The organism is Limnohabitans sp., assembly GCF_040401495.1.
Taxonomy (GTDB): Bacteria; Pseudomonadota; Gammaproteobacteria; order Burkholderiales; family Burkholderiaceae_C; genus Limnohabitans.
Genome location: NZ_JBBAOI010000003.1, coordinates 100,381 through 123,470, shown reverse-complemented (window position 1 = coordinate 123,470; position 23,090 = coordinate 100,381). Strand labels below are relative to the sequence as shown.

At 53.7% G+C, this 23,090-nt stretch carries 25 protein-coding genes; 11 read left to right on the top strand and 14 right to left on the bottom strand.

Translation table 11 applies throughout. The features are described 5' to 3' along the window. Positions 1 to 101: 101 nt before the first annotated feature. The 4 genes from AC9UEO_RS03725 to AC9UEO_RS03710 all read right to left on the bottom strand — a co-directional run bounded on the left by AC9UEO_RS03725 (position 102) and on the right by AC9UEO_RS03710 (position 2,591). On the bottom strand, positions 102 to 443 hold the full coding sequence (locus tag AC9UEO_RS03725) for a high-potential iron-sulfur protein (RefSeq protein WP_509530022.1): 342 nt from the start codon (positions 441 to 443) through the stop codon (positions 102 to 104). Between the two features lie 19 nt (positions 444 to 462). Beyond that, positions 463 to 936, bottom strand: coding sequence for an Lcl C-terminal domain-containing protein (locus AC9UEO_RS03720; protein WP_509530019.1), 474 nt, complete (start codon positions 934 to 936; stop codon positions 463 to 465). Positions 937 to 1,038: 102 nt separating this feature from the next. After that, positions 1,039 to 1,551, bottom strand: coding sequence for a c-type cytochrome (locus AC9UEO_RS03715; RefSeq protein ID WP_509530016.1), 513 nt, complete (start codon positions 1,549 to 1,551; stop codon positions 1,039 to 1,041). A gap of 29 nt (positions 1,552 to 1,580) precedes the next feature. Beyond that, the gene (locus AC9UEO_RS03710) at positions 1,581 to 2,591 is read right to left on the bottom strand and encodes a metallophosphoesterase family protein (RefSeq protein ID WP_509530013.1); all 1,011 of its coding nucleotides are present in this window, start codon (positions 2,589 to 2,591) and stop codon (positions 1,581 to 1,583) included. A 170-nt stretch (positions 2,592 to 2,761) separates the two neighbouring features. On the opposite strand from AC9UEO_RS03710, the gene AC9UEO_RS03705 reads away from it, so the two are divergent. Next, positions 2,762 to 3,754 carry a LysR family transcriptional regulator gene (locus tag AC9UEO_RS03705; RefSeq protein ID WP_509530011.1) on the top strand — a complete coding sequence of 331 codons (993 nt, stop codon included), beginning with the start codon at positions 2,762 to 2,764 and terminating at the stop codon, positions 3,752 to 3,754. 91 nt (positions 3,755 to 3,845) lie between these two features. Here the strand turns inward: AC9UEO_RS03705 and groL are convergent, their stop codons facing one another. The 3 genes from groL to AC9UEO_RS03690 form a co-directional block, all read right to left on the bottom strand. Then, positions 3,846 to 5,498, bottom strand: a complete 1,653-nt coding sequence (gene groL / locus AC9UEO_RS03700; protein ID WP_509530008.1) for a chaperonin GroEL — start codon at positions 5,496 to 5,498, stop codon at positions 3,846 to 3,848. A gap of 15 nt (positions 5,499 to 5,513) precedes the next feature. Beyond that, positions 5,514 to 5,804 carry a co-chaperone GroES gene (locus AC9UEO_RS03695; RefSeq protein WP_509530005.1) on the bottom strand — a complete coding sequence of 97 codons (291 nt, stop codon included), beginning with the start codon at positions 5,802 to 5,804 and terminating at the stop codon, positions 5,514 to 5,516. 205 nt (positions 5,805 to 6,009) lie between these two features. Then, entirely contained in the window at positions 6,010 to 6,417 is a 408-nt protein-coding gene (locus tag AC9UEO_RS03690; protein ID WP_509530002.1) for a nuclear transport factor 2-like protein, read from the bottom strand. Positions 6,418 to 6,546: 129 nt separating this feature from the next. Here AC9UEO_RS03690 and AC9UEO_RS03685 point away from each other — a divergent pair, with 129 nt between their 5' ends. Further along, complete coding sequence (locus AC9UEO_RS03685) at positions 6,547 to 7,095, top strand: hypothetical protein (RefSeq protein ID WP_509529999.1); 549 nt, start codon at positions 6,547 to 6,549, stop codon at positions 7,093 to 7,095. Positions 7,096 to 7,115: 20 nt separating this feature from the next. Here the strand turns inward: AC9UEO_RS03685 and AC9UEO_RS03680 are convergent, their stop codons facing one another. Further along, positions 7,116 to 7,796, bottom strand: coding sequence for an ankyrin repeat domain-containing protein (locus AC9UEO_RS03680; protein WP_509529996.1), 681 nt, complete (start codon positions 7,794 to 7,796; stop codon positions 7,116 to 7,118). 245 nt (positions 7,797 to 8,041) lie between these two features. On the opposite strand from AC9UEO_RS03680, the gene AC9UEO_RS03675 reads away from it, so the two are divergent. From AC9UEO_RS03675 to AC9UEO_RS03665, 3 genes are all read left to right on the top strand, one after another. Then, complete coding sequence (locus tag AC9UEO_RS03675; RefSeq protein WP_509529993.1) at positions 8,042 to 9,733, top strand: pyrroloquinoline quinone-dependent dehydrogenase; 1,692 nt, start codon at positions 8,042 to 8,044, stop codon at positions 9,731 to 9,733. A gap of 82 nt (positions 9,734 to 9,815) precedes the next feature. After that, entirely contained in the window at positions 9,816 to 10,385 is a 570-nt protein-coding gene (locus tag AC9UEO_RS03670; RefSeq protein ID WP_509529990.1) for a c-type cytochrome, read from the top strand. A 5-nt stretch (positions 10,386 to 10,390) separates the two neighbouring features. Beyond that, positions 10,391 to 11,557 carry an alkane 1-monooxygenase gene (locus tag AC9UEO_RS03665; protein WP_509529987.1) on the top strand — a complete coding sequence of 389 codons (1,167 nt, stop codon included), beginning with the start codon at positions 10,391 to 10,393 and terminating at the stop codon, positions 11,555 to 11,557. 10 nt (positions 11,558 to 11,567) lie between these two features. Here the strand turns inward: AC9UEO_RS03665 and metK are convergent, their stop codons facing one another. Next, positions 11,568 to 12,752 (bottom strand): methionine adenosyltransferase, encoded by a 1,185-nt coding sequence (gene metK, locus AC9UEO_RS03660; protein WP_509529984.1) that lies wholly within the window; start codon positions 12,750 to 12,752, stop codon positions 11,568 to 11,570. A gap of 199 nt (positions 12,753 to 12,951) precedes the next feature. Here metK and AC9UEO_RS03655 point away from each other — a divergent pair, with 199 nt between their 5' ends. After that, positions 12,952 to 13,806 carry an LpxL/LpxP family acyltransferase gene (locus tag AC9UEO_RS03655; protein ID WP_509529981.1) on the top strand — a complete coding sequence of 285 codons (855 nt, stop codon included), beginning with the start codon at positions 12,952 to 12,954 and terminating at the stop codon, positions 13,804 to 13,806. A 2-nt stretch (positions 13,807 to 13,808) separates the two neighbouring features. Beyond that, positions 13,809 to 14,687 carry a lysophospholipid acyltransferase family protein gene (locus AC9UEO_RS03650; protein ID WP_509529978.1) on the top strand — a complete coding sequence of 293 codons (879 nt, stop codon included), beginning with the start codon at positions 13,809 to 13,811 and terminating at the stop codon, positions 14,685 to 14,687. Here the strand turns inward: AC9UEO_RS03650 and AC9UEO_RS03645 are convergent. Both AC9UEO_RS03645 and yihA read right to left on the bottom strand, forming a co-directional pair. After that, positions 14,684 to 15,592, bottom strand: a complete 909-nt coding sequence (locus AC9UEO_RS03645; protein WP_509529975.1) for an alpha/beta fold hydrolase — start codon at positions 15,590 to 15,592, stop codon at positions 14,684 to 14,686. The two genes, AC9UEO_RS03650 and AC9UEO_RS03645, sit on opposite strands and share 4 nt — an antisense overlap. Next, a complete protein-coding gene (gene yihA / locus AC9UEO_RS03640; protein WP_509529972.1) occupies positions 15,589 to 16,302 on the bottom strand; it encodes a ribosome biogenesis GTP-binding protein YihA/YsxC in 714 nt (237 codons plus the stop codon). Before yihA ends, AC9UEO_RS03645 begins: the two co-directional genes overlap by 4 nt. An 81-nt stretch (positions 16,303 to 16,383) precedes the next feature. On the opposite strand from yihA, the gene AC9UEO_RS03635 reads away from it, so the two are divergent. The 3 genes from AC9UEO_RS03635 to msrQ all read left to right on the top strand — a co-directional run bounded on the left by AC9UEO_RS03635 (position 16,384) and on the right by msrQ (position 18,705). Continuing rightward, positions 16,384 to 17,013: a c-type cytochrome gene (locus tag AC9UEO_RS03635; protein ID WP_509529970.1), complete on the top strand. Its 630-nt coding sequence runs from the start codon at positions 16,384 to 16,386 to the stop codon at positions 17,011 to 17,013. Between the two features lie 70 nt (positions 17,014 to 17,083). Continuing rightward, positions 17,084 to 18,082, top strand: coding sequence for a protein-methionine-sulfoxide reductase catalytic subunit MsrP (gene msrP / locus AC9UEO_RS03630; protein ID WP_509529967.1), 999 nt, complete (start codon positions 17,084 to 17,086; stop codon positions 18,080 to 18,082). Between the two features lie 23 nt (positions 18,083 to 18,105). After that, positions 18,106 to 18,705: a protein-methionine-sulfoxide reductase heme-binding subunit MsrQ gene (msrQ, locus tag AC9UEO_RS03625; RefSeq protein ID WP_509530204.1), complete on the top strand. Its 600-nt coding sequence runs from the start codon at positions 18,106 to 18,108 to the stop codon at positions 18,703 to 18,705. On the opposite strand, the gene lysA is transcribed toward msrQ, so the two are convergent. Continuing rightward, positions 18,706 to 19,980, bottom strand: a complete 1,275-nt coding sequence (gene lysA, locus AC9UEO_RS03620) for a diaminopimelate decarboxylase (protein ID WP_509529965.1) — start codon at positions 19,978 to 19,980, stop codon at positions 18,706 to 18,708. A 25-nt stretch (positions 19,981 to 20,005) separates the two neighbouring features. Continuing rightward, positions 20,006 to 20,191: an LPS translocon maturation chaperone LptM gene (gene lptM / locus AC9UEO_RS03615; RefSeq protein ID WP_509529962.1), complete on the bottom strand. Its 186-nt coding sequence runs from the start codon at positions 20,189 to 20,191 to the stop codon at positions 20,006 to 20,008. 53 nt (positions 20,192 to 20,244) lie between these two features. Here lptM and cyaY point away from each other — a divergent pair, with 53 nt between their 5' ends. Continuing rightward, on the top strand, positions 20,245 to 20,571 hold the full coding sequence (gene cyaY, locus AC9UEO_RS03610; RefSeq protein ID WP_509529959.1) for an iron donor protein CyaY: 327 nt from the start codon (positions 20,245 to 20,247) through the stop codon (positions 20,569 to 20,571). 12 nt (positions 20,572 to 20,583) lie between these two features. Here cyaY and AC9UEO_RS03605 read toward each other — a convergent pair whose 3' ends face one another. Next, positions 20,584 to 22,965, bottom strand: coding sequence for a penicillin-binding protein 1A (locus tag AC9UEO_RS03605; RefSeq protein WP_509529955.1), 2,382 nt, complete (start codon positions 22,963 to 22,965; stop codon positions 20,584 to 20,586). Positions 22,966 to 23,090: the final 125 nt, after the last annotated feature.

Below are 23,090 nucleotides of genomic sequence, written 5' to 3'. Positions count from 1 at the left end.
TGTAATTTATGAATATAAATTGATTATTTATATGGGGATGGGCTAAATATTCAATATCTCGGCCACCCCCAGCAGTTGGGGGCAGCCAATGCGGTCTGCCCTCAGGCGGCAGATTTGTTGAGCTTGAAGTTTTTGCACCAGCCACCAGCAGGCACGATGCGACCGCCGTAAAAAGAGCACTCTCCCTCGGTGGCATTGCCTTCGTAGAGTTGGCATCTGCTGCAGTATTGCTCAGTGGTGTGTCGTGGATAACGGGTGTTATCTACGTTTTTGGACTCCAATTTGAAACCCATAGACTTGGGATATGAATCAGCTTCGGAGAGTCTTTCACCAGGCGCTGCAGCTTTCATTTTCTTTTCGGATGCGGATGCCTGAGTGGCTAAAGTAGCGCCTGTCAGTGCAGCTGAATGAATCAAAAAGATGCGTCGATTGAGATTTTTCATTTGGATGTAGAAGTGAGGGTTAGTGAAGTTTCCGAACCAATCGCACAAAATACGATTCTTCGGGATGCTTTAGCGCAACACCAGAGAAGCCAAAATCCATGGTGAACACATGTGGATCAAAGTCATTGACGATGCGTGTGTAACGGCTCCAAAAAACACCAGGGGGAAAGTTTGGGAACAATTCCATCCTGACGCGTGGATTGCGGCAGTGCTGCTCTGCAATGAAAGCCAAATCTTTGAGATGAGGAATCTTCCAGTCATTGAATCCGTCAATACTTTGACGATTTAACTCGGCAACAGTGCTGACAGCCTGAAAATAAGTCATGGCTTGAGCTTTGCCGACGCATTGCTGATTTACCCAAGTTTGTCCAATCGCACACCTTTGCCACTGCAGTCGTGCTCGGTAATCAAAGACCCAACCTCGTTCATCTGCCTGAATGTGCAAAGGAATGTCAGTAAATGGTTGATCACAGACCTGCTGAGCAAAAACCAAGTTACCCCAACAAAGTAAAGATGCGCAAAAAGCATTGAGCGAATATGCGCAAAATACTTTGATGGGGTTCTTGGAAGGGTGCAAGACTATGAACTTTGGGTTTTACTTGATGTCAAAACCAATGCCAGAGGGCTTGCTTGGAAAACCTTTACCGTAATCAACTTTGACCGGTCTGGTTTGACGACTGGCAAGACCTGGTTCAATGGGTAATCCACGATGCAGATTAAAGGCGTAGGCTTCAATGGCAAGCATTTCAGGCCCGCTCACGTCCAATGCCTTGCCACCTTGGGGGTTTTGGATGCACCAATTCGCCATTTCACGCCAAGTGACCACTCTGTCGAAGGCAGTGTGGTATTTGGGGAAGGTTTGTGGGTTTGAAGCAGCAGCATCTGGATGACAGTTGCCACAAGCCAAGCCATTGTTTTGCGTCGTTGGGTTACTGCCGTGCCATATGTTGTAACCCTCTTCTACTGCTGCAAGTAGCTTTTTTTCTTGTGCTTTGAGTTCCTCTTTGGTGAAAGGTTCTCTCGCGCTGGCTTGAAAATACACTGATGATGAAGCAATCGTTAACAGGATGGAACCAGTTAAAGATTTCAGGATAATATTTTTTTTCATGAACGCATCCTTCTATGGGTTAAGCGAAATTAAATTCTTATGCCATTCTTGAGGAATGGCGTCAGTGAGTCAGCAAAAGGCAAGTGCTGTGCTTTGCCACCGCTTGCACTGAATGAAGCTTGCAAAGTTCCCATTCCGTCTTGTTCGTTGCCTGGGTCAGCACGGTATTGCTGGCTTTCAGGGTACTTAACGTTGATAGGCGGATAAGGCCATGGCCATGAAGTGCTCATGGCACCAATGGAGGTCATGTTGCCGATTTTGTTGTAAATGGTTTGATGGACATGGCCGTGGAACGACGTCACATTCACAAACTTAGACAAAATCTTGCGAATTTCAGGTGCGTCAGAAGTTTGGAAATTCCAACGGGGGTAGTAGTCCCACAGCGGTGAATGACTGAAGGTGACAACCGGTGTGTCTGGTGACAAATTTGCCACATCCTTTTTCAGCCATTCCAATTGTTCGGCTTGAATTCCCCACAGACCGCCAATGGGACCTTCGAGCATTTCCATGGCTTCCATGCGTTGCTTGTTGGTAAGACCCTTGTCGCTCCAGAAGTCCTTGACCAAAATGGAATTGAAGCCGATGAAATGGACGCCTTTGTGATCAAAAGACCAGAAGTCCCGACCAAACATGCCTCTCCAAGCTGCACCCATGTCCAGATACCAGTCGTGCTCACCAGGAATGACCATCATCTTGGGTTTCAGATTGGCCAAGATTTTTTTACCCTTGGCTAATTGGTCCTCTGTGCCGTTTTGGGCTATATCACCACCGTAGAGCACAAAGTCAGGTTGGATTTCTAATGCATTGACCTGAGCGACGGCATCTTCAAGTTGCAAGTCGAATTTGTGGCCATCTTGACTGTATAAATGAGAGTCACTGATCATGGCCATTCTGAAAGGTGTCACATTTTTGGATCCGGCGTGGACCAAATCGATAACACCTAGGTTGATGCCAGCTGCGCTGGCCACCAAGGTTGAAAAACCGGCTTTACCCGTGAGACCTAAAAAATCTCGTCTGCTGTGTTTTGTGAATCTTGTCATATTGTCTCCAAGGTTAAAAAAACCCTTTGGCCAGACATGTTGCGATGGGCTGACCTCAGTAGGGAGTCAGATGGTATGTACAAATAAAGAAATAATAAAATTGAATATTTCGGTTGATTAATAATAAAAAATAAATATCATTAGCCGAAATACTTGTTATAAGTAAGCTTATGTCACTGCAAAAATCTGCCAATATCAAACAGTTGCTGACTTTTCAAAAAGTAGCGCGGCTAGGTAATGTCAGCCTAGCGGCGTCAGAGCTGTTTTTGAGCCAATCGGCGACCTCAATTCAGTTGGCCAATTTGGAAGTGGCCGTGGGCACGAAATTGCTCAATCGAACCGGCCGCGGCATTCGACTGACCACGGCAGGTCAAAAGTTATTGTCTTTAAGCGAACGGATGCTGATCGTGTGGCAAGAAATCAGCGATGAAATGGAGTCGTATTTAGGGGACTTTTCAGGCACCTTGCGCATAGGCGCGGTGACCACGGCCGAATATTGGTTGCCGCATGTTTTGGTCAATTTTGTCAACAGGCATCCCAATGTGAAACTGAAGTTGCAAGTGGCCAATAAAGAAGAGATTGTGCGCAGTATGGCCGCAGATGAAATCGATTTGGCAGTCATGGGAAACCCTCCCGAGGACATCAAAGTGATGGCCCAAAGTTTCGCCAATAACCCGACGGCCTTTTTAGCCTCGCCTCATCACCCTTTGATGAAGAACGCGCAGGTCAGCATGGCGATGCTGGCCAATGCACGGATGTTGGTGCGGGAAAAGGGCTCAGGTGCGCGAGCATCGCTGGAGCATATTTTCAAAGCCGAAAGCTTGAAGCTTCAAATTGGGTCTGAACTCTCAAGCAACGAGTCCATCAAACAAATGTGCATTGCTGGCTTGGCGCCAGCCTACTTGTCTTTGCATTCATGTGCGCTTGAAATGCGTGCGGGCTTGCTGGCGGTGGTACCCATGCTGAACAACCCCTTGAATCGCCGTTGGTTTGTGGTGCACACACAAAGCAAGGCGCTTTCGCGGGTGGCTTCTGTTTTCATGGCGCATTTGATTGAACATGGCGAAAGAGAAATTGACCAGCAGCTGCAGCAAATTTCTCAAATGCCTTTGGAGAGCTTGGCGGGCTGGCGCATTCCATCATCCGCGTCGGTTTTGTCTTGAATGACTCATCAAAAAACCCCGCAAGGCGCGAACCTTGCGGGGTTGAGGCAATTGCAACGGCGCCTTGAGAGCGCCTGGCAACAAGAGGCAATTACATGCCCATGCCACCCATGCCGCCCATGCCACCCATGTCACCACCACCCATGCCGCCCATAGGAGCGTCGTCTTTGGGTGCTTCAGCGATCATGGCTTCGGTGGTCAACATCAGTGAAGCCACAGAGGCTGCGTTTTGCAGCGCGGTGCGGGTCACTTTGGTGGGGTCCAAGATACCCATTTCGATCATGTCGCCGTAGGTGTCATTGGCAGCATTGAAGCCGTAGTTACCTTTGCCAGCCAACACAGCGTTGACGACCACTGAAGGCTCGCCACCAGCGTTGTAGACGATTTCGCGCAAGGGAGACTCGACCGCTTTCAACACCAGCTTGATGCCAGCGTCTTGGTCAGGGTTGTCACCTTTGATGGTGCCTGCCGCTTGACGGGCACGCAACAGCGCCACGCCACCGCCAGCCACGATGCCTTCTTCGACGGCCGCGCGGGTAGCGTGCAATGCATCTTCCACGCGGGCTTTTTTCTCTTTCATTTCGACTTCAGTGGCAGCACCTACTTTGATCACGGCAACACCGCCAGCCAACTTGGCCACGCGCTCTTGCAGTTTTTCGCGGTCGTAGTCGCTGGTCGCTTCTTCGATTTGGATGCGGATTTGTTTGACACGTGCTTCGATGTCGGCAGCAGCACCAGCGCCATCGATGATGGTGGTGTTTTCTTTGCCCACTTCGATGCGCTTGGCAGAACCCAGGTCCGCCAAAGTGACTTTTTCCAAGGTCAGGCCAATTTCTTCGGCGATGACTTTGCCACCGGTCAGGATGGCGATGTCTTCCAACATGGCTTTGCGGCGATCACCAAAGCCAGGGGCTTTAACGGCAACCACTTTCAAGATGCCACGGATGGTATTGACCACCAAAGTTGCCAGCGCTTCGCCATCAACTTCTTCGGCAATGATGAGCAATGGACGACCGGCTTTGGCAACGGCTTCCAAAGTGGGGAGCAGTTCGCGGATGTTGCTGATCTTTTTGTCAAACAGCAGCACAAAGGGGTTGTCCAACAAGGCGACTTGTTTGTCGGGGTTGTTGATGAAGTAGGGCGACAAATAGCCGCGGTCAAACTGCATGCCTTCGACGACGTCGAGTTCGTTTTGCAGTGACTTGCCATCTTCCACAGTGATCACGCCTTCTTTGCCGACTTTGTCCATGGCGTTGGCGATGATTTCACCGATGCTGGTGTCAGAGTTGGCAGAGATGGAGCCGACTTGGGCGATCTCTTTGCTGGTGGTGGTGGTGCGGGACGCTTTTTGCAACTCGGCGATCAAAGCAGTCACTGCCTTGTCGATGCCGCGCTTCAAGTCCATGGGGTTCATGCCAGCGGCCACATATTTCATGCCTTCGCGCACGATGGCTTGGGCCAACACGGTGGCGGTAGTGGTGCCGTCGCCAGCGTTGTCAGAGGTTTTGGAAGCCACTTCCTTGACCATCTGCGCACCCATGTTTTGCAGTTTGTCTTTGAGTTCGATTTCCTTGGCCACGGACACACCGTCCTTGGTCACGGTGGGGGCGCCGAAAGAGCGCTCCAAAACCACATTGCGGCCTTTGGGGCCTAAAGTTACTTTGACCGCGTTGGCCAAAATGTTCACGCCTTCAACCATGCGTGCGCGGGCTTCGCCGCCGAAAATTACGTCTTTTGCTGCCATGTTTTAGCTCCTAAATTATTTCTCAACGACTGCGAACAGGTCTTCTTCTTTCATGACGAGCAGTTCTTCGCCGTCAACTTTGACCGTTTGGCCACTGTATTTGCCGAACAACACGCGGTCACCTACCTTGACACCAACGGCGGCGAGTTCGCCTTTGTCGTTTTTCTTGCCTGGGCCGACGGCCAAGATTTCGCCTTGGTCGGGTTTTTCTGCGGCGTTGTCAGGGATGACGATGCCAGAGGCTGTTTTGGTTTCGCTTTCGATGCGTTTGACGATCACACGATCGTGCAAAGGACGAAGTTTCATGGGTTCTCCTAGGTGAAACTTAATGTGGATACAGATGCACAAGATGTGCGGGCTACCTGCCTAGCTCGGACGTTATTAGCACTCGCTAGACTAGAGTGCTAATGATAGGGCTAAATTGTCAAAATTCAATGTGCAGCTGAAAATAATCGCTCAAAAGAGTATTAAATGACTCCTATTTGAGGGGTGAGTTAATCAACTTGGACCCTCAAGAAACCAACAGGCCGGCCCTGAGCAGCATCCACTCTGCGCTGTCATTCCAAACATCCATTTGAACGATCAGGCCGTCCTTGACCACATAGCGGTCCACATAGCGGTTGCCTTCAAAAGCCGTGCCGTCAGGCCAAGCGCCGTAAAGCGTGCCAATGTTGTAAACAATGGCATGGCTGATGCTGCCGCCTTCAACCACGTCGGTTTGCTCGAACTTCTTTTTCACCCAAGCATAGCGTGAGGCGTTGAACGCGCTGCATTCGCTGGGGTCCTTCATTTCACGCCCGCCGGTGAAGCGGATGCGCAAATCGGGCGACACATAGGCGCGGGCCGCGACAGGGTCGGGGATCATGATGGTTCGTAAAAAGGTTTCAACCAAGTCTTTGGGGGAAAAATCGTGCGTCATAAACCACCTAAAACAACCATTCTCGGCCCATTGGCCGCTAATTCACCCCGATTGGCAGGGGAAATAGAGGGATTTTCGCAACAATACAAAGCAGTACGGCAAACTTCAAACAACAACTTCAAGCTCGATATGAAAAAGTCCTCAATAGCTGTTGGCCTGCTCTTATGGGCGCTGAACACCCCTGTATGGGCGGGTGACGCTATCACTGGGATAGAGGTAACGCCCCCCGAAATTGACTTTGACGTCATTACAAGGTTGTGGGGTTTTGTGAAAAAAACCACCCATGCGCCCGCCGATTTACCGCCTCCTCCCTTGGTGCTCGATTGGCATGTACCACCTTTTGCGCGTATGGGGTTTCAATACCCTACCCCCCAATTCCCTGACAACATCATGCAAATCAGCATCGCCCCCCGCACCATCGAGGGCTATAGCAAAGAGATGGTCACTTGGGGCGTGGGCCACGAATTGGTGCATTACGCCTTCATCATGCGAGAGAACCTTTGGCAAAACCGCCGCGCCACCTTTGCTGACAGCTTAAAACACCATTGCGACTTGGAGTTCAAGCAAATCACCCGCGCCATTGCCGACGAGATCTGGAAGATTTACCACAGCGACACCCAACGCGCCGCCATGTACGACGAGGTGGAAAAAAGCTGTTTCAATGAACCTAACCAGTAAGCCCTTTATCTGCTGGGGTCTTATTGCAATAAAGCCACAATGGCGGTGTGGTTCCCCTGTTCGGCCATTTGCAAAGCGCTCAAGCCTCGCTCGTCTTTCAAAGACTTGTTAGCCCCTTTGGCCAGCAGCAATTTGACAGTGTCGGTATGACCTTGGCCAGCCGCCCACATCAGCGGGGTCAATGCATCCACCGGGGCTTGGTCGATAGGCGCACCGGCTTGCAGCAGGCGTTCAACCACCGCGCTGTGCCCCATGCCCGCTGCATAAACCAGCGCCGACTTGTGCAAACGGTCAGTAGGTTCGTGCTTGGCACCGTGCTTGAGCAGTAAATCGACAAAAGGCGCGCTTCCCGCGTAACTGGCGGCAATCAGCGGGGTGACCTTCTCCAATGAGGGCATGTTCACGTCCGCACCCGCATCAATCAGCATCTTGGCGATATCGATACGGTTTTTTTCAATCGAGATGTACAGCGAGGTTTTCCCCAGACGGTTGCGGGAGTTGGGGGCCGCTCCACGGTCCAAGCTCTTTTTCACCGCCTCTGCGTCTGTATTGCGAGCCGCCACCAGTAACTGTGCGTTCACGCTGGGGTTGGACTCAGACTGCGCCAAGGCTGGGTGAGCCAGGCCTGCGAGGCAGACAAAAAGAAAAGCGAGCAATCGATTGGGAAAAGGCGTTAAACACTGTTTGTATGTGCTTTTCATATTCATATCTTTAGGCTGTTGAGGTCTTAAGGGGTTTCCCTAGGTAGGTCTTTACGCTATGACATTTAACTTCAAGCGTGATTAAGATCGGCATATGGGAAATTTTCCTTGTGGGTGCGTTGTGTTCTCAGAGCACAAGGTTATCGCAAATGAAATGCCCAGACTTTCTAAGTGTGAATTTGAACAAGTTTCTCTTTTTACATTTAGTTTTTCAATCATTGGCCATCAGGCTCAAGGAGTTCTCAATGCAACAAATCGGAAAGAAAATTTCCCTCACGCTGGCCAGCTTGGCCATCGGCGTGTTGACTGCCGGTGTAGCCCAAGCGGATACAGGTAAAGCGGTTGCTGTTTCTCAGTCTCAGCTGACAGCTGCTGACAAGGACGGTAACAACTTCCTGCACTCCAACGGCAGTTACGCGCAAACACGTTACTACCCCAGCAAGCAAATCAACACAGGCAACGTCAAAAACCTGCGTCCTGCTTTCACTTTTCAAACTGAAGTGTTGGAGTCCATGGAAACCGCTCCCATCGTGATCGATGGCGTGATGTACCTGACCACCTCCTACAACCATGTGTACGCCATCGACGCAGTCACTGGCAAACAATTCTGGCATTACAAACACAAAATGGGTCCCGTCACCACCTACTGCTGCGGTCCTAACAACCGTGGTGTAGCCATCATGGGCGGACACGTTTTCATGGGTACTTTGGATGCCAAACTCGTTGCTTTAGATGCCAAAACCGGCAAGTTGGCTTGGGAAACCCAAATCGCCGACCCCGAGTTGGGCTACTCTGAAACCATGGCACCTGTGGCTGTCAATGGTCGCATCCTGATCGGCACCAACGGTGGCGAATACGGTATCCGCGGTTTCGTGAAATCCTTTGACGCCAAAACCGGCGCTTTGCAATGGACTTTCCACACCATCCCTGAAAAAGGCCATGAAGGCGTTTGGGCTGTCAACGATGCCACTAACCGCAACATGTTGCGCGACATCAACGCAGAAAAAGCACAGTTGGCCAAGCAAGGCGGCGATTTCTACAAAACCTTGGGCGGTGGCGTATGGATGGCACCTGCTGTTGACCTCGAAACCAATTCCGTCATCTTCGTGGTGGGTAACCCCTCACCCGACTTGTACGGCGCTGAGCGTCCTGGCGACAACCTCTACACCGACTCCATTGTCTCTGTGGACCTGAACACCGGTGCCTACAAATGGCACTACCAGTACGTCGCTCACGATGTATGGGACTTGGATGCTGTGTCACCTCCTATCCTGACCGAAGCCAAAGGCAAAGACGGCAAGATGACCAAAGTGGCCATCCACGCTGGCAAAACCGGCCATGTCTATGTACATGACCGTGCCACTGGCGAACTGATCCGCTTCTCTGAAGCCATGGTTCCCCAAGACGGTATGTGGACATTGCCCACCAAAGAAGGCGCCAAGATGATGTTGGGTGCCAATGGTGGTGTGGAGTGGAGCCCCATGGCTATCAACCCCGAAGCTCGTTTGGCTTATGCAGCCAACTTGTTGCAACCCATGACCTACCACGTTGAAGCTTCCAAGTACCCCGGCGGCAAGCTGTGGTTGGGCGGTGCGTTCAAAACCATCCCTAGCGAAAAGCAAACTGGTCGTTTGTCTGCTGTCAACCTTGACACCGGCAAAGTGGCATGGAAATTTGACACAGATGAGCCTTTGATTGGTGGTGTTTTGGCCACCGCCGGTGACTTGGTGTTCAACGGTGAAGCCAACGGTTTGTTCCGCGCATTCGATGCCAAAAACGGCAAAAAATTGTGGGAATACCAAACTGGCGCCGGCGTGAATGCGCCTGCTGTGTCATATTCAGTAGGCGGCAAGCAGTACGTTGCCGTGGCCTCTGGTGGTAACAACCAGATCGATGCCAAGCGTGGTAACTCTGTGGTGGTGTTCGCACTGCCCTGAGCTTCCTGAAGCTCTGAGCCCAAAGGCCTGTGGCGCACGTAAGTGCCCTCAGGCCTTTTTTTTAGATGTCGGATGAAGGTGTATGAAAAATTTTTTTGCTTTGATTGTTTCTGTCCTGCTAATGAACGGGGCTACTTGGGCCGCCGATGAAATGCCTGCCAAGGCTGCCATGTGTTTGGGTTGCCACGGTGTGAACGGTAATTCCACCATGCCTGGCACGCCCAGTTTGGCGGCTCAAAACGCCCGCTATATTTATTTGCAACTGCGTGACTTCCAAGAAGGGCGCCGTGAAAACCCCATCATGTCGCCCATGACCGCAGGCCTCACCAAGCCCGAAATGCAAGAGTTGGCCAACTATTTTTCCAAGCAAAAGCTCAGCAGCAAGGGTTTTAAAGCTGACCCTGACAAAGCCACATTGGGTAAAGCCAAAGCTGATGAAACTCTTTGTGCCATGTGCCATTTGGGCGAGTTCATTGGTCAAAACGAAATCCCCAAAGTCGCGGGGCAAAACTTCGACTATGTGGTGAAAACCTTGAAAGACTTCAAAGCCAAGAACCGCACCAACGACGCTGGCAACATGACCAGCGTGGCCAGCACTTTGAGCGAGCAAGACATTGAGAACCTAGGCCACTACATTGCCGGTCTGAACTGAACGTAGTGACAGCCAACACTTTGCCCCCGCCTGAGGCCTACCGCGACCCCAAGCGCTGGGTATGGTGGTTTTCTTTGGCTGTTCCCGCCCTGATTGGCCTGGGGCCCTTGCTAATGCTTTGGCAGGGCGACCCCTTGATGCTTTTGTGGCCCTTGATTTTTTTGTATGTGGCTGTGCCTTTGGCAGACGCCTTGCTTGGCGAAGAACGCAGCAACCCGCCCGAGTCGGCGGTGGCGCAGTTAGAAGCCGATACCTATTACCGCCACATCACCTATGCGCTGGTGCCAGTGCTGTGGGGTGCGTTTGTGTTTGCCGCTTGGTTTGTTGCCAGCCATGACTTGCCTTGGTATGCGTGCTTGGCCATGGTGCTCAACACCGGTGCAGTGGGCGGTTTTGGCATCAACCTTGGCCATGAGATGGGGCATAAACACCATCGCTTAGAACGTTGGTTGGCCTTGGTCACTTTGGCGCCCTCAGGCTATGGCCATTTCACCATTGAGCACAACCGCGGCCACCACGCCGAGGTGGCCACACTGAACGACTGCGCATCCTCGCGCATGGGCGAGTCGATTTGGCGCTTTGTGTGGCGTGAAATGCCCGGTGGTGCTGTGCGTGCTTGGCAGTTGGAGTCGCAACGGCTGCGCGATCAGGGACTCTGCGTTTGGGGCTCACAAAACCAAATTTTGCAGGGACTGGCCATCACCTTTTCGCTGTGGGCCGTGTTGGTGCTGTGGCTGGGTTGGCAGGTCTTGCCTTTCTTGTTGGCTGCATCGTTGTGGACCAATTTCCAGCTCACCTCGGCCAACTATGTAGAGCATTACGGTTTGCTTCGCCTTAAAGAAGCCGACGGTCGCTATGAGCGTTGCCAGCCACGCCATTCTTGGAACAGCAACCATGTGGTGTCTAACTGGATGTTGTTCCATTTGCAGCGCCACGCCGATCACCACGCCCACGCAGCCAGGCGCTACCAAGCGCTGCGGCATTTTGACGATGCGCCGCAGTTGCCCAGCGGTTATGCAGGCATGTTTTTGCTAGCCTATGTGCCACCGCTGTGGTTCGCGGTGATGAACCCAAGACTGCTTGATGCTGTGGGGCATGACCCAGCGCGTATCAATTTCGCGCCAAGTCAGCGCGAGGCGCTGTGCCGTCAGTACGGTTTGCGCCTGCGCTGAGCAGGGCTGTTTATTTCAAGCCTGCAGCTGCTTTGAGGGCGGCAGCCTTGTCGGTGCGCTCCCAAGTGAAGTCGGGCTCGTTGCGACCAAAGTGGCCGTAAGCAGCGGTCTTCTCATAGATGGGGCGCAGCAAGTCCAACATTTGAATGATGCCTTTGGGGCGCAGGTCGAAATGCTCGTTCACCAGTGCGGCGATTTTGTCGTCAGCGATGACGCCTGTGCCGTGGGTGTTGATGGTGATGTTCATGGGACGTGCCACGCCAATCGCATAAGCCACTTGCACTTGGCACTGTGTGGCCAGTCCAGCCGCGACCACGTTTTTGGCCACATAGCGGGCGGCATAAGCGGCCGAGCGGTCGACCTTGGAGGGGTCTTTGCCGGAGAACGCGCCACCACCGTGGGGGCAGGCGCCACCATAGGTGTCGACAATGATCTTGCGACCGGTCAGGCCACAGTCGCCCTGCGGGCCACCCACCACAAAGCGGCCGGTGGGGTTGATCAGGTATTTGGTGTCTTTGAGCCACTCTTTGGGCAGCACGGGCTTGATGATTTCTTCGATGATGGCCTCGTTGAAAGACGCTTTCATCTTGGTTTGTGACTCGGATTGGTCTGGGCTGTGCTGGGTAGACAGCACCACCGTGTCGATGCTGTGGGGCTTGCCATCGACATAGCGCATGGTCACTTGGCTTTTGGCGTCAGGGCGCAAAAAAGGCAAGCGGCCATCGCGGCGCAGTTGGGCTTGGCGCTCCATCAAGCGGTGGGCGTAGTAAATAGGCGCGGGCATCAGTTCAGGTGTTTCTTGACAGGCGAAGCCAAACATCAAACCTTGGTCACCTGCACCGGTGTTCAAGTGGTCGTCAGATGCTTGATCCACCCCTTGGGCGATGTCGTTGGATTGCTTGTCGTAGCAAACCATGACCGCACAGCCTTTGTAGTCGATGCCGTACTCGGTGTTGTCGTAGCCAATGCGCTTGATGGTGTCGCGCGCAACCTGGATGTAGTCCACATGGGCGTTGGTGGTGATTTCACCCGCCAACACCACCAAACCAGTGTTGGTCAGGGTTTCGGCGGCGACGCGGCTGCGTGGGTCTTGTTTGAAGATGGCATCCAAAATCGCATCCGAGACTTGGTCAGCAACCTTGTCGGGGTGACCTTCAGAGACGGATTCGGATGTAAAGAGATAATCGTTCGCCATAAAAATGCTCCTGTGTTTGTTGGATGCGTTGCCAAAACAAGGAGTCCGGCGAACGCTTTAGCAGATGGCTGAAAACCAGCCGACTCTTTCGAGTGTGTCGCCCTGCAAGTTGCTTCATTAACTCAGCGACAATGGGCATTCTAACTAAATGCACAGAGTTTTTCGCGGTCTTGTGCGCCAAAACGCATTTGCATATTCAATGACAAGTTTGTTTCGTTTTCTGGCCTTGGTACCTTTGCGATGGATGCAAGGCTTGGGCGCTGTCTTGGGTTGGGTGGTGTGGTTTGTGTCCCCAGCCTACCGACGACAGTTCCAACACCAAATACGCGCAGCAGGTTTGACATGGGCGCAAACCCGTGCAGCTGTGTCGGCGACCGGAATGATGGTGGCAGAGTTGCCATGGCTGTGGGCCAGAGCGCAGGGCCAATCGGTGTTGCCGCGTGTGCAATGGACAGGTCTTGGTTATTTCGAAGAGGCCATGCAAGCAGCTAAGGGCGTGATTTTGTTGTCCCCTCATTTAGGCTGCTGGGAGATGGGTGGACAAGCCTTGGCAGAAAAACTCGGTCCTGCGCATGGCGACTTGTTGGCTTTATACAGACCCCCGCGCAAAGCGTGGTTGCAAGAGGTGGTGGGACTGTCAAGACAGCGTACGTATTTCAAAACCGCCAGCGCTTCTTTGCGTGGTGTACGTGCCTTGGTCAAGCATTTGCACAAGGGAGGCTACACCGCCATCTTGCCCGACCAAGTGCCACCCGAGGGCCAAGGTATTTGGGCGTCGTTTTTTGGTCGATCCGTCTACACCATGACCCTGTTGCCCAAACTCGCTCAGCAAACCGGTGCTACGGTGTTGCTGGCATGGTGCGAGCGCTTAGATGCGGGTCGTTATGTGTTTCATGTCTTGCCGCCCAGTTTGCAGGCTTTGAACCATGCAGACACCACAGCCGAACAAGCCGCCTTGCTGATGAACCAAGCCATCGAGCGTATGGTCTTGTCGCGCCCCGACCAGTACCTGTGGGGCTATGCGCGGGACAAACAACCTCGCGCTGGCACTTGACCATGGATGCATTGGTGCGCTGGTTCATGCTGGCTTTGCGACGTTTGCCATTGCCGCTGCTGCGTGGCTTGGGTTTTGTGCTGGGCAATTTGCTTTGGTGGCTGGCCGCTAAGCGGCGCAAAGTGGTACTGACCAACTTGGCCTTGTGCTTTCCTGCCGTTGGCGCAAAAGAGCAGCAACGGATGGGGCGAGACCATATGGTGTTGTTTGCCCAAGCTTGGTTGGACCGCGCTTGGTTGTGGCATGGCAGCCCTGATTTGGTTGCCAGTCGCTTGCAATTGGTAGGCGAGGTGCAGGCTTTGCAGCAAGGCAATGGGGCGGTGTTGTTTGCCCCCCATTTTGTAGGTCTGGACGCGGGATGGACCGCGCTGTGTTTACATCTGCAACGCAAATTCACTACCGTCTACACGCCTCAGCGTTCGGCGGGCATCGATGAATGGGTGCTGCTCGGGCGGCAACGCTTTGGGCGGGTGCGTTTGTTTCGCCGTGAGGATGGTTTCAAAGCCATTGTCAGCACCTTGCGTAAAGGGGATTTGCTTTACCTCTTGCCCGATATGAACTTCCGTTTGGAAGAATCTATTTTTGTGCCGTTTTATGGTGTGTCTGCTGCGACGGTGACTTCGCTGCCACGCTTGTCACGATTGGGCCAAGTGCCTGTGGTGCCTGTCACCACCCGCTTGACCGCTAACGGCTACGAGGTGCAGGTGCATCCCGCATGGACTGATTACCCTACAGACGATGTGCCAGCCGACACCGCCTTGATGAACCAGCGCTTGCAAGTCTGGATTGATCAAATGCCCACACAGTATTACTGGGTGCATAAGCGCTTTAAGTCTCGCCCCAACGACGAGGCCTCACTGTACCCGCCAGGTACGGATTAAGTTTTGTGTAAAAAAGTCTGCAGGTGCTGTGCCACCAAAGCGGGCTGCTCATGCACCAACCAATGGCTGCCATCGGCGATGCGATGCAAGCTCAAGTCGGGGATGTAGTCTTCCAAGCCCTCGACCAAGCCTGGTGGCAAGGCGATGTCTTGCATGCCCCACAACACCAAGGTGGGCACCAAAATAGCCAGCATGGATTTGGGCAAAGTGATGGCCGCAGCAGCTGCATCGGCTTGACGCGGCGGGCGCAGCGGTGAGGCGCGGTAGTAGTTCAGCGCACCGGTCAGTCCTTGCGACCACACCTCTCGGTACTGCGCTTTCACGCTGTCGGTGAGCCATGCATAGGGGCCGTCCACCGCGCCCATGTTGGTGAAAAAAGCCCATAAACGGCGGTAATCATCCTCGGCCAGCAAACTTTCCGCATCGGGTCGAATCAGGAAGTTCATATAGGCGCTGGCAGCTTGTTGCTCGGGGCTGGACTGCAACTCACGCAAAAACGTGCCTGGGTGAGGTGAGTTGATGATGGCCAATTGGCGCATTAATTCAGGGTGTTGGTTGGCCATGTTCCATGCCACCGCGCCGCCCCAGTCATGGGCGACCAAACAAGCCAAGGGCTGTTGTGGCGACAGTAGTTCTTTCAAAGCGACCAGGTCTTGCACCAAATGTTTGGCGCGGTAGGCGGCAACGTCACTGGGAGCGCTAGACCCTGCATAACCACGCAGATTGGGCGCCACGCAAAGGTAGCCGCCATGCTCGGGCGCTGAGAAAAACGCCAACATTGCGTCCCAGACAAAGGCTGCTTCGGGGAAACCATGCAAAAACAGCATCACTGGCTGGCCTTCAACACCAGCGATGCGGCAATTTAAGTTAATGCCGTTGGAGAGGTTCAGGCGTTGTTGATTCATGCGGCGGGTGTGGGGGCGGGTATTGGCTCGGGTATTGGCTCGGGGGTGGGGGCAGGGTGCGTCCAACCATAAAGCTCCAGGCTCACGGCTTCAACGCCTTGTTTTTTCAAGGATGAAAACAAATGTGCTTGCCCCCCACCAGACTGCAGTTTGGCAATCGACAAAGCTTTTTGGCCTTCGCTGCGGTTGAGTTTGTCAGCCTTGGTGAGCAGCATCAAAAACTTCAAACCCTCTTGCACTTTGGGGCGAATGACTTCCAGCAAAATTTCATCGAGTTCGGTTAAACCTAGGCGGGGGTCACACAACAGCACCACGCCTTTCAAGTTGTCCCGTGTCATTAAATAATTTGCCATGACGCGCTGCCAGCGCACTTTGTCGGCCTTGGGCACGGCGGCATAGCCATAGCCGGGCAAGTCGGCCAGGACAGCGTCGGTAAGGTTTTGCCGACCCAGCGCAAACAGGTTGATATGTTGGGTGCGACCCGGTGTTTTAGAGGCATAGGCCAGTTGCCGTTGCTGGGTCAGCACATTGATGCAGGTGGATTTACCCGCGTTAGAGCGCCCAACAAACGCAATTTCAGGTTGCTCGTAAGCAGGTAGGTGGTGCAGTTGAGCGGCAGTGGTCAAAAAGCGAGCGGTATGCAACCAGCCCACGGCCTGTTTGATGCGCTGCGCCTGTGCGTCGTCCAGCGGTGGTGAGCTTGAGGCCAAAGGGTTTCTTCCAGAACGCCCAAAGAGGCGATTAGGGGTGCATTGTAGAATCACCGTCAGAATTGATAACCCCTACAAGCCATGACTTTTTTTGCCCGATTGCTGATTGCTACCTGTGCATTGGCTGCTAGCAGCCTAGCGCTTGCCAACGACCCCCCCGCTGCTCCCGCCAAAGCTGATGCTGCCAAAGGCGGCGCTTTGTACGGCGCTGTTTGCACCTCTTGCCATGGCGCTGATGGCAATTCAGGCGCGCCCATTTACCCCAAACTCGCTCAGCAACACCCTGAATACCTCGCCAAGCAATTGGGCGAATACAAATCAGGCAAGCGCGCCAACGCCATCATGTCTGGCATGGCCGCCTCCTTGAGCGAAGACGATGCGCGCAACATCGCTGCTTTTCTTTCCAGTAAAACCGCCAAGCCTGGCTTTGCCAAAGACAAAGACCTCGCTACCTTGGGTGAAAAAATCTACCGTGGTGGCATTGCCGATCGCCAAATCCCTGCCTGCGCAGGTTGTCACAGCCCCACAGGCGCAGGCATTCCCTCACAGTACCCGCGCTTGGCTGGTCAGCATGCCGAGTACACCATCTCCCAGCTCACCCAGTTCCGTGACGGTGTGCGCCTCAACAGCCTGCAAATGGGCCAAGTGGCGGCCAAACTCAATGACAAGGAAATTAAAGCCTTGGCAGACTACATTGCCGGTTTGAACTAAACTTTTTGTTTTCACTCAACTGCACAAGGGTTGATGTGATGTCGGCCCTTTTTGTTTGGAGACATTGTTTATGTTGATTCGCATTGCCCCTGACGCTGTCTGCGCCGATTTGCCCAGCGAGATCACGCCACACTCGGCTTATTTGAATCGCCGCCAGTTGATGGCGCACAGCGTGGCTGTGGGCTTACTTGGTAGCGGACTCCATGCAGCTTGGGCGCAAGCAACGCCAGCGCCCACCGTGGTGCCCGCCAAATTGCCAGCCTTGCCCAGCAAGCGCTCTGCGCTTGAAAACGCCTTGGCGATGGATGTTCCCACCGCCTATACCTACGCCAGTACCTACAACAACTACTACGAGTTCGGTACCGACAAGTCTGAACCTGCACGCAATGCCAACACCTTGAAGACCAAGCCATGGACTTTGGAGATTGAGGGCTTGGTGAAAAAACCTATGCGCTTGGGATTGGAAGAGGTGATGAAGTTAGGCGCCATGGAAGAGCGGATCTACCGTATGCGGTGTGTAGAGGGGTGGTCTATGGTCATTCCGTGGATAGGTTTTTCTTTGTCCACCCTTATCAAACATGTCGACCCCTTGGGCAGCGCCAAGTTCATTGAGTTTGTGACGTTGGCCGACCCCAAGACCATGCCCAATGTAGGCTCACGTGTGCTGGACTGGCCTTATGTGGAGGGCCTGCGCATGGACGAAGCCATGCACCCCCTGACCCTGCTGACCTTTGGCATGTACGGCGAGATACTGCCCAATCAAAATGGTGCGCCCATTCGCTTGAATGTGCCATGGAAATACGGTTTTAAAAACGCCAAGAGCATTGTAAAAATCCGTTTCACCGAAAAACAGCCCGCCACAGCATGGAACAAGGCCGCCGCAAATGAATATGGGTTTTATTCCAATGTGAACCCGAATGTGGACCATCCTCGCTGGAGTCAAGCCACCGAGCGGCGCATTGGCGAGGACGGCCTGTTCAACAAAAAGCGTAAAACCTTGATGTTCAACGGCTATGAGGCGCAGGTTGCGTCTTTGTACAGTGGCTTGGATTTAAGCAAGAATTTTTGAAACCATCAGGGACAGACATGAATGTGCGCCAGCGCCTGTTGTCGCCCTGGGCCAAGCCCTTTGTGTGGCTACTGCTTGCCTTGCCTGGGGTTTGGTTAACCTATGCGGCCTTCAATGATCTGCTGGGTGCCAACCCCGCCGAGTTCTTAACGCGCAGGACTGGCGACTGGACCTTGCGTGGTCTGTGCGTGGTGTTGGCCGTCACACCTTTGCGAGAACTCACAGGCACACCGGCGTTGCTGCGCTTTCGACGAAGCTTGGGTGTGGGCACCTTTATTTATGCGTGTTTGCATATGCTTTGCTACGCTTGGTTTGACCAAGGCCTGGTGTTCAATGACATTTGGCGAGACATTCTCAAGCGACCTTTTATATGGCTGGGTTTTGGCGGACTGGTTTGCATGTTGCCGCTGGCCCTGACCTCGTTCAATGCAGCCATTCGCTTCTTGGGTGTGAAGCGCTGGCAAAGCCTTCACCGCTTGGTGTACGCAGTGGCCGTATTGGCAGTCTTGCATTTTTTTTGGATGCGAGCGGGTAAAAACGACTTCGCTGAAGTGGGTGTCTATGCGGCAGTTTTGGGCACCCTTTTGGCTTGGCGGGTGTGGAAAGCTGTTCAGAGTCGCTGATCAAACCAATCTCTCTGCACGCATTTGGTCTTGCGCGGTCTCGCGCTCGCGAATGATGTGCACTTTGTCACCATCGACCAACACCTCGGTTGCACGTCCGCGTGTGTTGTAGTTGCTGGCCATGCTCATGCAGTAGGCGCCTGCCGACATCACCGCCACATGGTCACCCGCCTGCACGGCCAGCGAGCGGTCGCGGCCTATCCAGTCGCCGCTTTCGCACACGGGGCCGACCACGTCATACACCGTGGCGGCGGATCCGCGTTGGGCCAAGGGCTCGATGCGGTGAAACGCTTGGTACATCGCTGGGCGCGGCAAGTCGTTCATGGCCGCGTCAATGATGCAAAAGTTTTTTTGCTCGCCGGGTTTCAAATAAAGCACCTCGGTCAGGCACACACCGGCATTGCCCACCAATGAACGCCCTGGCTCGATCATCAAGCGGCGACCGCCAAAACCACGCGCATCCAAGCGGGCCAGCAGTTGCGCCCACAGCGCATCGGCGGCAGGCGGCGTGTCGCCGTTGTAATTGATGCCCAAGCCCCCGCCAAAGTCGAGGTGGTGAATGGGCACGCCAGCCGCTTCGATCGCTTGCACCAAGTCCAGAACTTTATCGAGGGCGTCCACATAAGGCCCCGCGCTGGTGATTTGTGAGCCAATGTGGCAATCGATGCCCACCACCTTCAAGCCCTTCAAGGCCGCTGCATGCAAATAACAGCGCAAGGTGTCTTCGTGGGCGATGCCAAATTTGTTGCCTTTCAAGCCGGTGGAGATATAGGGGTGGGTTTGCGGGTCTACATTGGGGTTGACGCGGATGCTGACTGGCGCGACTTTGCCGCACGACAGCGCCACTTCACTGAGAACATCAAGTTCCGCCTCGCTCTCTACATTGAAGCAAGCGATACCTGCATCGAGCGCTTGGCGCATTTCGGCGCGGGTTTTGCCCACACCCGAAAAAATCACTTTGCCCGCTTGGCCGCCAGCAGCGAGCACGCGGCTGAGCTCACCCCCCGACACAATGTCAAAGCCGCAGCCCGCTTGGGCAAACACTTGCAACACGCCCAAGGAGGAATTGGCTTTCATCGCGTAATGCACCTGCGCGTCTCGCCCTGCAAAGGCCCTTTGGTAAGGGGCCAAAGCACCCAGCATGGCGGCCTTGGAGTACACAAACAAGGGTGTGCCGTGCTGCTCGGCTAAAGCTTGCAAAGCCAGTTCTTCACAAAAAAGCACGCCTTCGCGGCGTGAAAAATAGGGAGCACCAGGCAAGGTAAGAGAGGTCATAAAGATAAGCTAAAGCGGCTGACGCTCAGGGCTGCGAAGAAGAGGGGGGCGCAGGTCGGATGTCGGGTACCAAGACTTGGGGGAACACGGCTCGCTCACTTGCTTGCGGGTCGGTGGGGATAAAGAGAGCGCCCTTTTGGCCACACGCCACCAAGCCAAAAGCCATGCTGAGTGCGAGGAGGGTGCGTCTGCCTAGAATCTGCATTGTCATGGTTGAAATTGTAGCCATCCCCCTTAACCTCCACGAACGCGACGCCTAACCCAATGACCGATCAGGAATTTTTGAACCAAGCCGAAGCCTTGCTGCTGCGGCTAGAGCAGTGTTGTGACCACTTGAACGACAGCACCGAGGCCGATATCGATAGCCAGCGCAGTGGGGGCATGGTGACTTTGACTTTCACCAACCGCAGTCAAATCGTGGTCAATTTGCAAAAGCCTTTGCAAGAAGTGTGGCTGGCGGCCCGCAGTGGTGGCTACCACTTTCGTTTTGATGGACAGCATTGGCAAGACACCAAAGGCCAAGGCGAGTTTTGGCAGCGACTCAGCACAGATGCCTGCGAACAATCAGGCTTGGCTTTGGTATTTTTGTAAGAAGCAGCACTTTTATTCTTTGAACATATCGAGAATTTTTTTCTTCTCGGCGTCTGCACCTGCTTCTCCTGTGGCGTCATGCCCTTCGATACCCAAGTGGGTCACGCCAGTGGCGTGGGTGAATTCTTGGAAAAACCAGTCGCCGCCTTCAAACACCACGCCAGCAGGTACGGGCAAAGGGGTGACAGGCGTATTTTTCAAAGCGTTTTGCATATAGCTGATCCATACCGGCAGGCTAAGTCCGCCACCGGTCTCGCGGTCACCCAGTTTGCGCGGGGTGTCGTAACCAATCCAGGTCACTGCGGTGAGTGTGGGGTGGTAACCAGCAAACCACGCGTCCATGGAGTCGTTGGTGGTGCCGGTTTTGCCATAAATATCGTTGCGCTTTAACACCTGTTGGGCGCGCATGGCAGTTCCAACGCGTGTGACTTCTTGCAGCAAATAGCTCATCACAAATGCATTGCGGGGTTCAACGGCGCGTGAGCGCTCATCGAGTTCAATCGGGGTGTACTGTGACAGCACTTTGCCCAAGGGGTCGGTTACTTTTGAAATCAAATAGGGCTTGACCAAATAGCCACCATTGGCGAATACCGAATAGCCCAAGGCCACTTGCAAGGGTGTCACTGATCCTGCTCCCAAAGCCATCGTCAAATAAGCTGGATGGCGCTCGGGTTCAAAACCAAAACGGCTGATCCAGTTTTGTGCTTCTTTGGGCCCCACCGCTTGCAAGATGCGAATAGACACCATGTTTTTGGATTTGGCCAATGCGGTTTTGAGCGGCATAACACCTTCGAATTTGCCGTCGTAATTTTTGGGCTCCCAGGCTTGGCTGCCGGTCACGCTGGCATCAAAAAACAGCGGCGCATCATTGACCTGCGTGGCAGGTGTAAAGCCTTTTTCCAGTGCCGCCGAGTAAATGAAGGGCTTGAAACTCGATCCAGGCTGACGCCAAGCTTGGGTGACATGGTTGAACTTGTTTTTATCGAAATCAAAACCGCCAATCAGCGAGCGGATGGCGCCGTCGGTGGGGTCGAGCGCCACAAATGCACCTTCAACTTCTGGTAACTGCGTCAATCCCCAGTCACCTTTGGCGTTTTTAGCTAAACGAACAATCGCACCAGTGCGCAGTTTGATGTTGGGCGGTGCCTTATCAGACAAACCCGATTGCACCGGTTTCAATCCATCGCCCGTGATATCCAACACATCGCTGTTTTGCCGCATGACGCGCACTTTTTTCGGTGCAACTTCCAAAACCACGGCGGCCAGCAAATCGCCTTTGTCACCGGCGTCGATCAAGGCCTCATCGATAGCGTCCTCTTGCTCGCGCGGGTCACTGGGCAAGTTGATGAATTTTTCAGGTCCACGGTACACCTGTCTTAACTCGAAGTCCATTATGCCGCGGCGCAGCGCTTGGTAGGCAACCTCTTGGTCGTCGGCCTTGATGGTGGTGTAGACGTTCAAGCCACGGGTGTAACTGTCAGGGCCGTATTGCGCAAACATGAGTTGACGCGCCATCTCGGCAACGTAGTCGGCATGGGTGGTGTTGGGTGCAGTGACGCTGCGAATTTTCAGTTCTTCGACTTTAGCGCTTTCAGCCTGCGCCTTGGTGATAAAGCCGTTTTCTTGCATACGCTCGATGATGTAGAGCTGGCGTGAACGTGCGCGTTTGGGGTTGTTGATGGGGTTATAAGCCGAGGGCGCTTTGGGCAAACCCGCGAGCATGGCGGCCTCGGCAATGCTCAGGTTTTGGATGGGTTTGCCAAAATAGGTTTCTGCTGCTGCAGCAAAACCGTAGGCGCGGTGGCCCAAGAAAATTTGGTTCAAATAAATTTCAAAAATCTGGTCTTTGCTGAGCAAGTGCTCAAGCTTATAGGTCAGTAGCAGCTCGTAAATTTTGCGGGTAAAGGTTTTTTCAGAGGACAAATACACATTGCGCGCCACCTGCATAGTGATGGTGGAAGCGCCTTGGCTCTTGGCGCGACCCACATTGGCCAAGCTCGCTCGCGCTAAACCAATGTAATCGACCCCGCCGTGTTGGTAAAAACGCGCATCCTCTATCGATAACACAGCTTGTTTGACGACATCGGGGATGTCTTTGAAGGGCACCAATTTGCGCCGCTCTTCGCCAAACTCGCCAATCACTTTGCCCTCGGCGGAAAAAACCCGCATCGACAACTTGGGGCGGTAGTCGGCCAAATCGGTGATGTCAGGCAACTGGGGATAGGCCATGGCAAGGGCGACGCCTACAAGCAAAATCAAGCTGACCAAGCCCGCTACACCCAACCCCGTGCCCCAGACAAAGAAGCTGCCCAGCACTTGCCACAAGCTGGATGGGTTGGGGGGCTTGACCGATTCGGCGCGAGGACTTTCGGAAGGCTTTGAGGGTGGGGGCATGGGGATGGGGTGCCGCTGGCGGGCGTTCAAGGGAGTAAGTGCATTGTAAAAACTTCGCCAGTCCAGCTTAACCCAAGGCCTTGAGGCCAGATTTACAACCTCCTTCCATCTTTGATAAGGAGGAT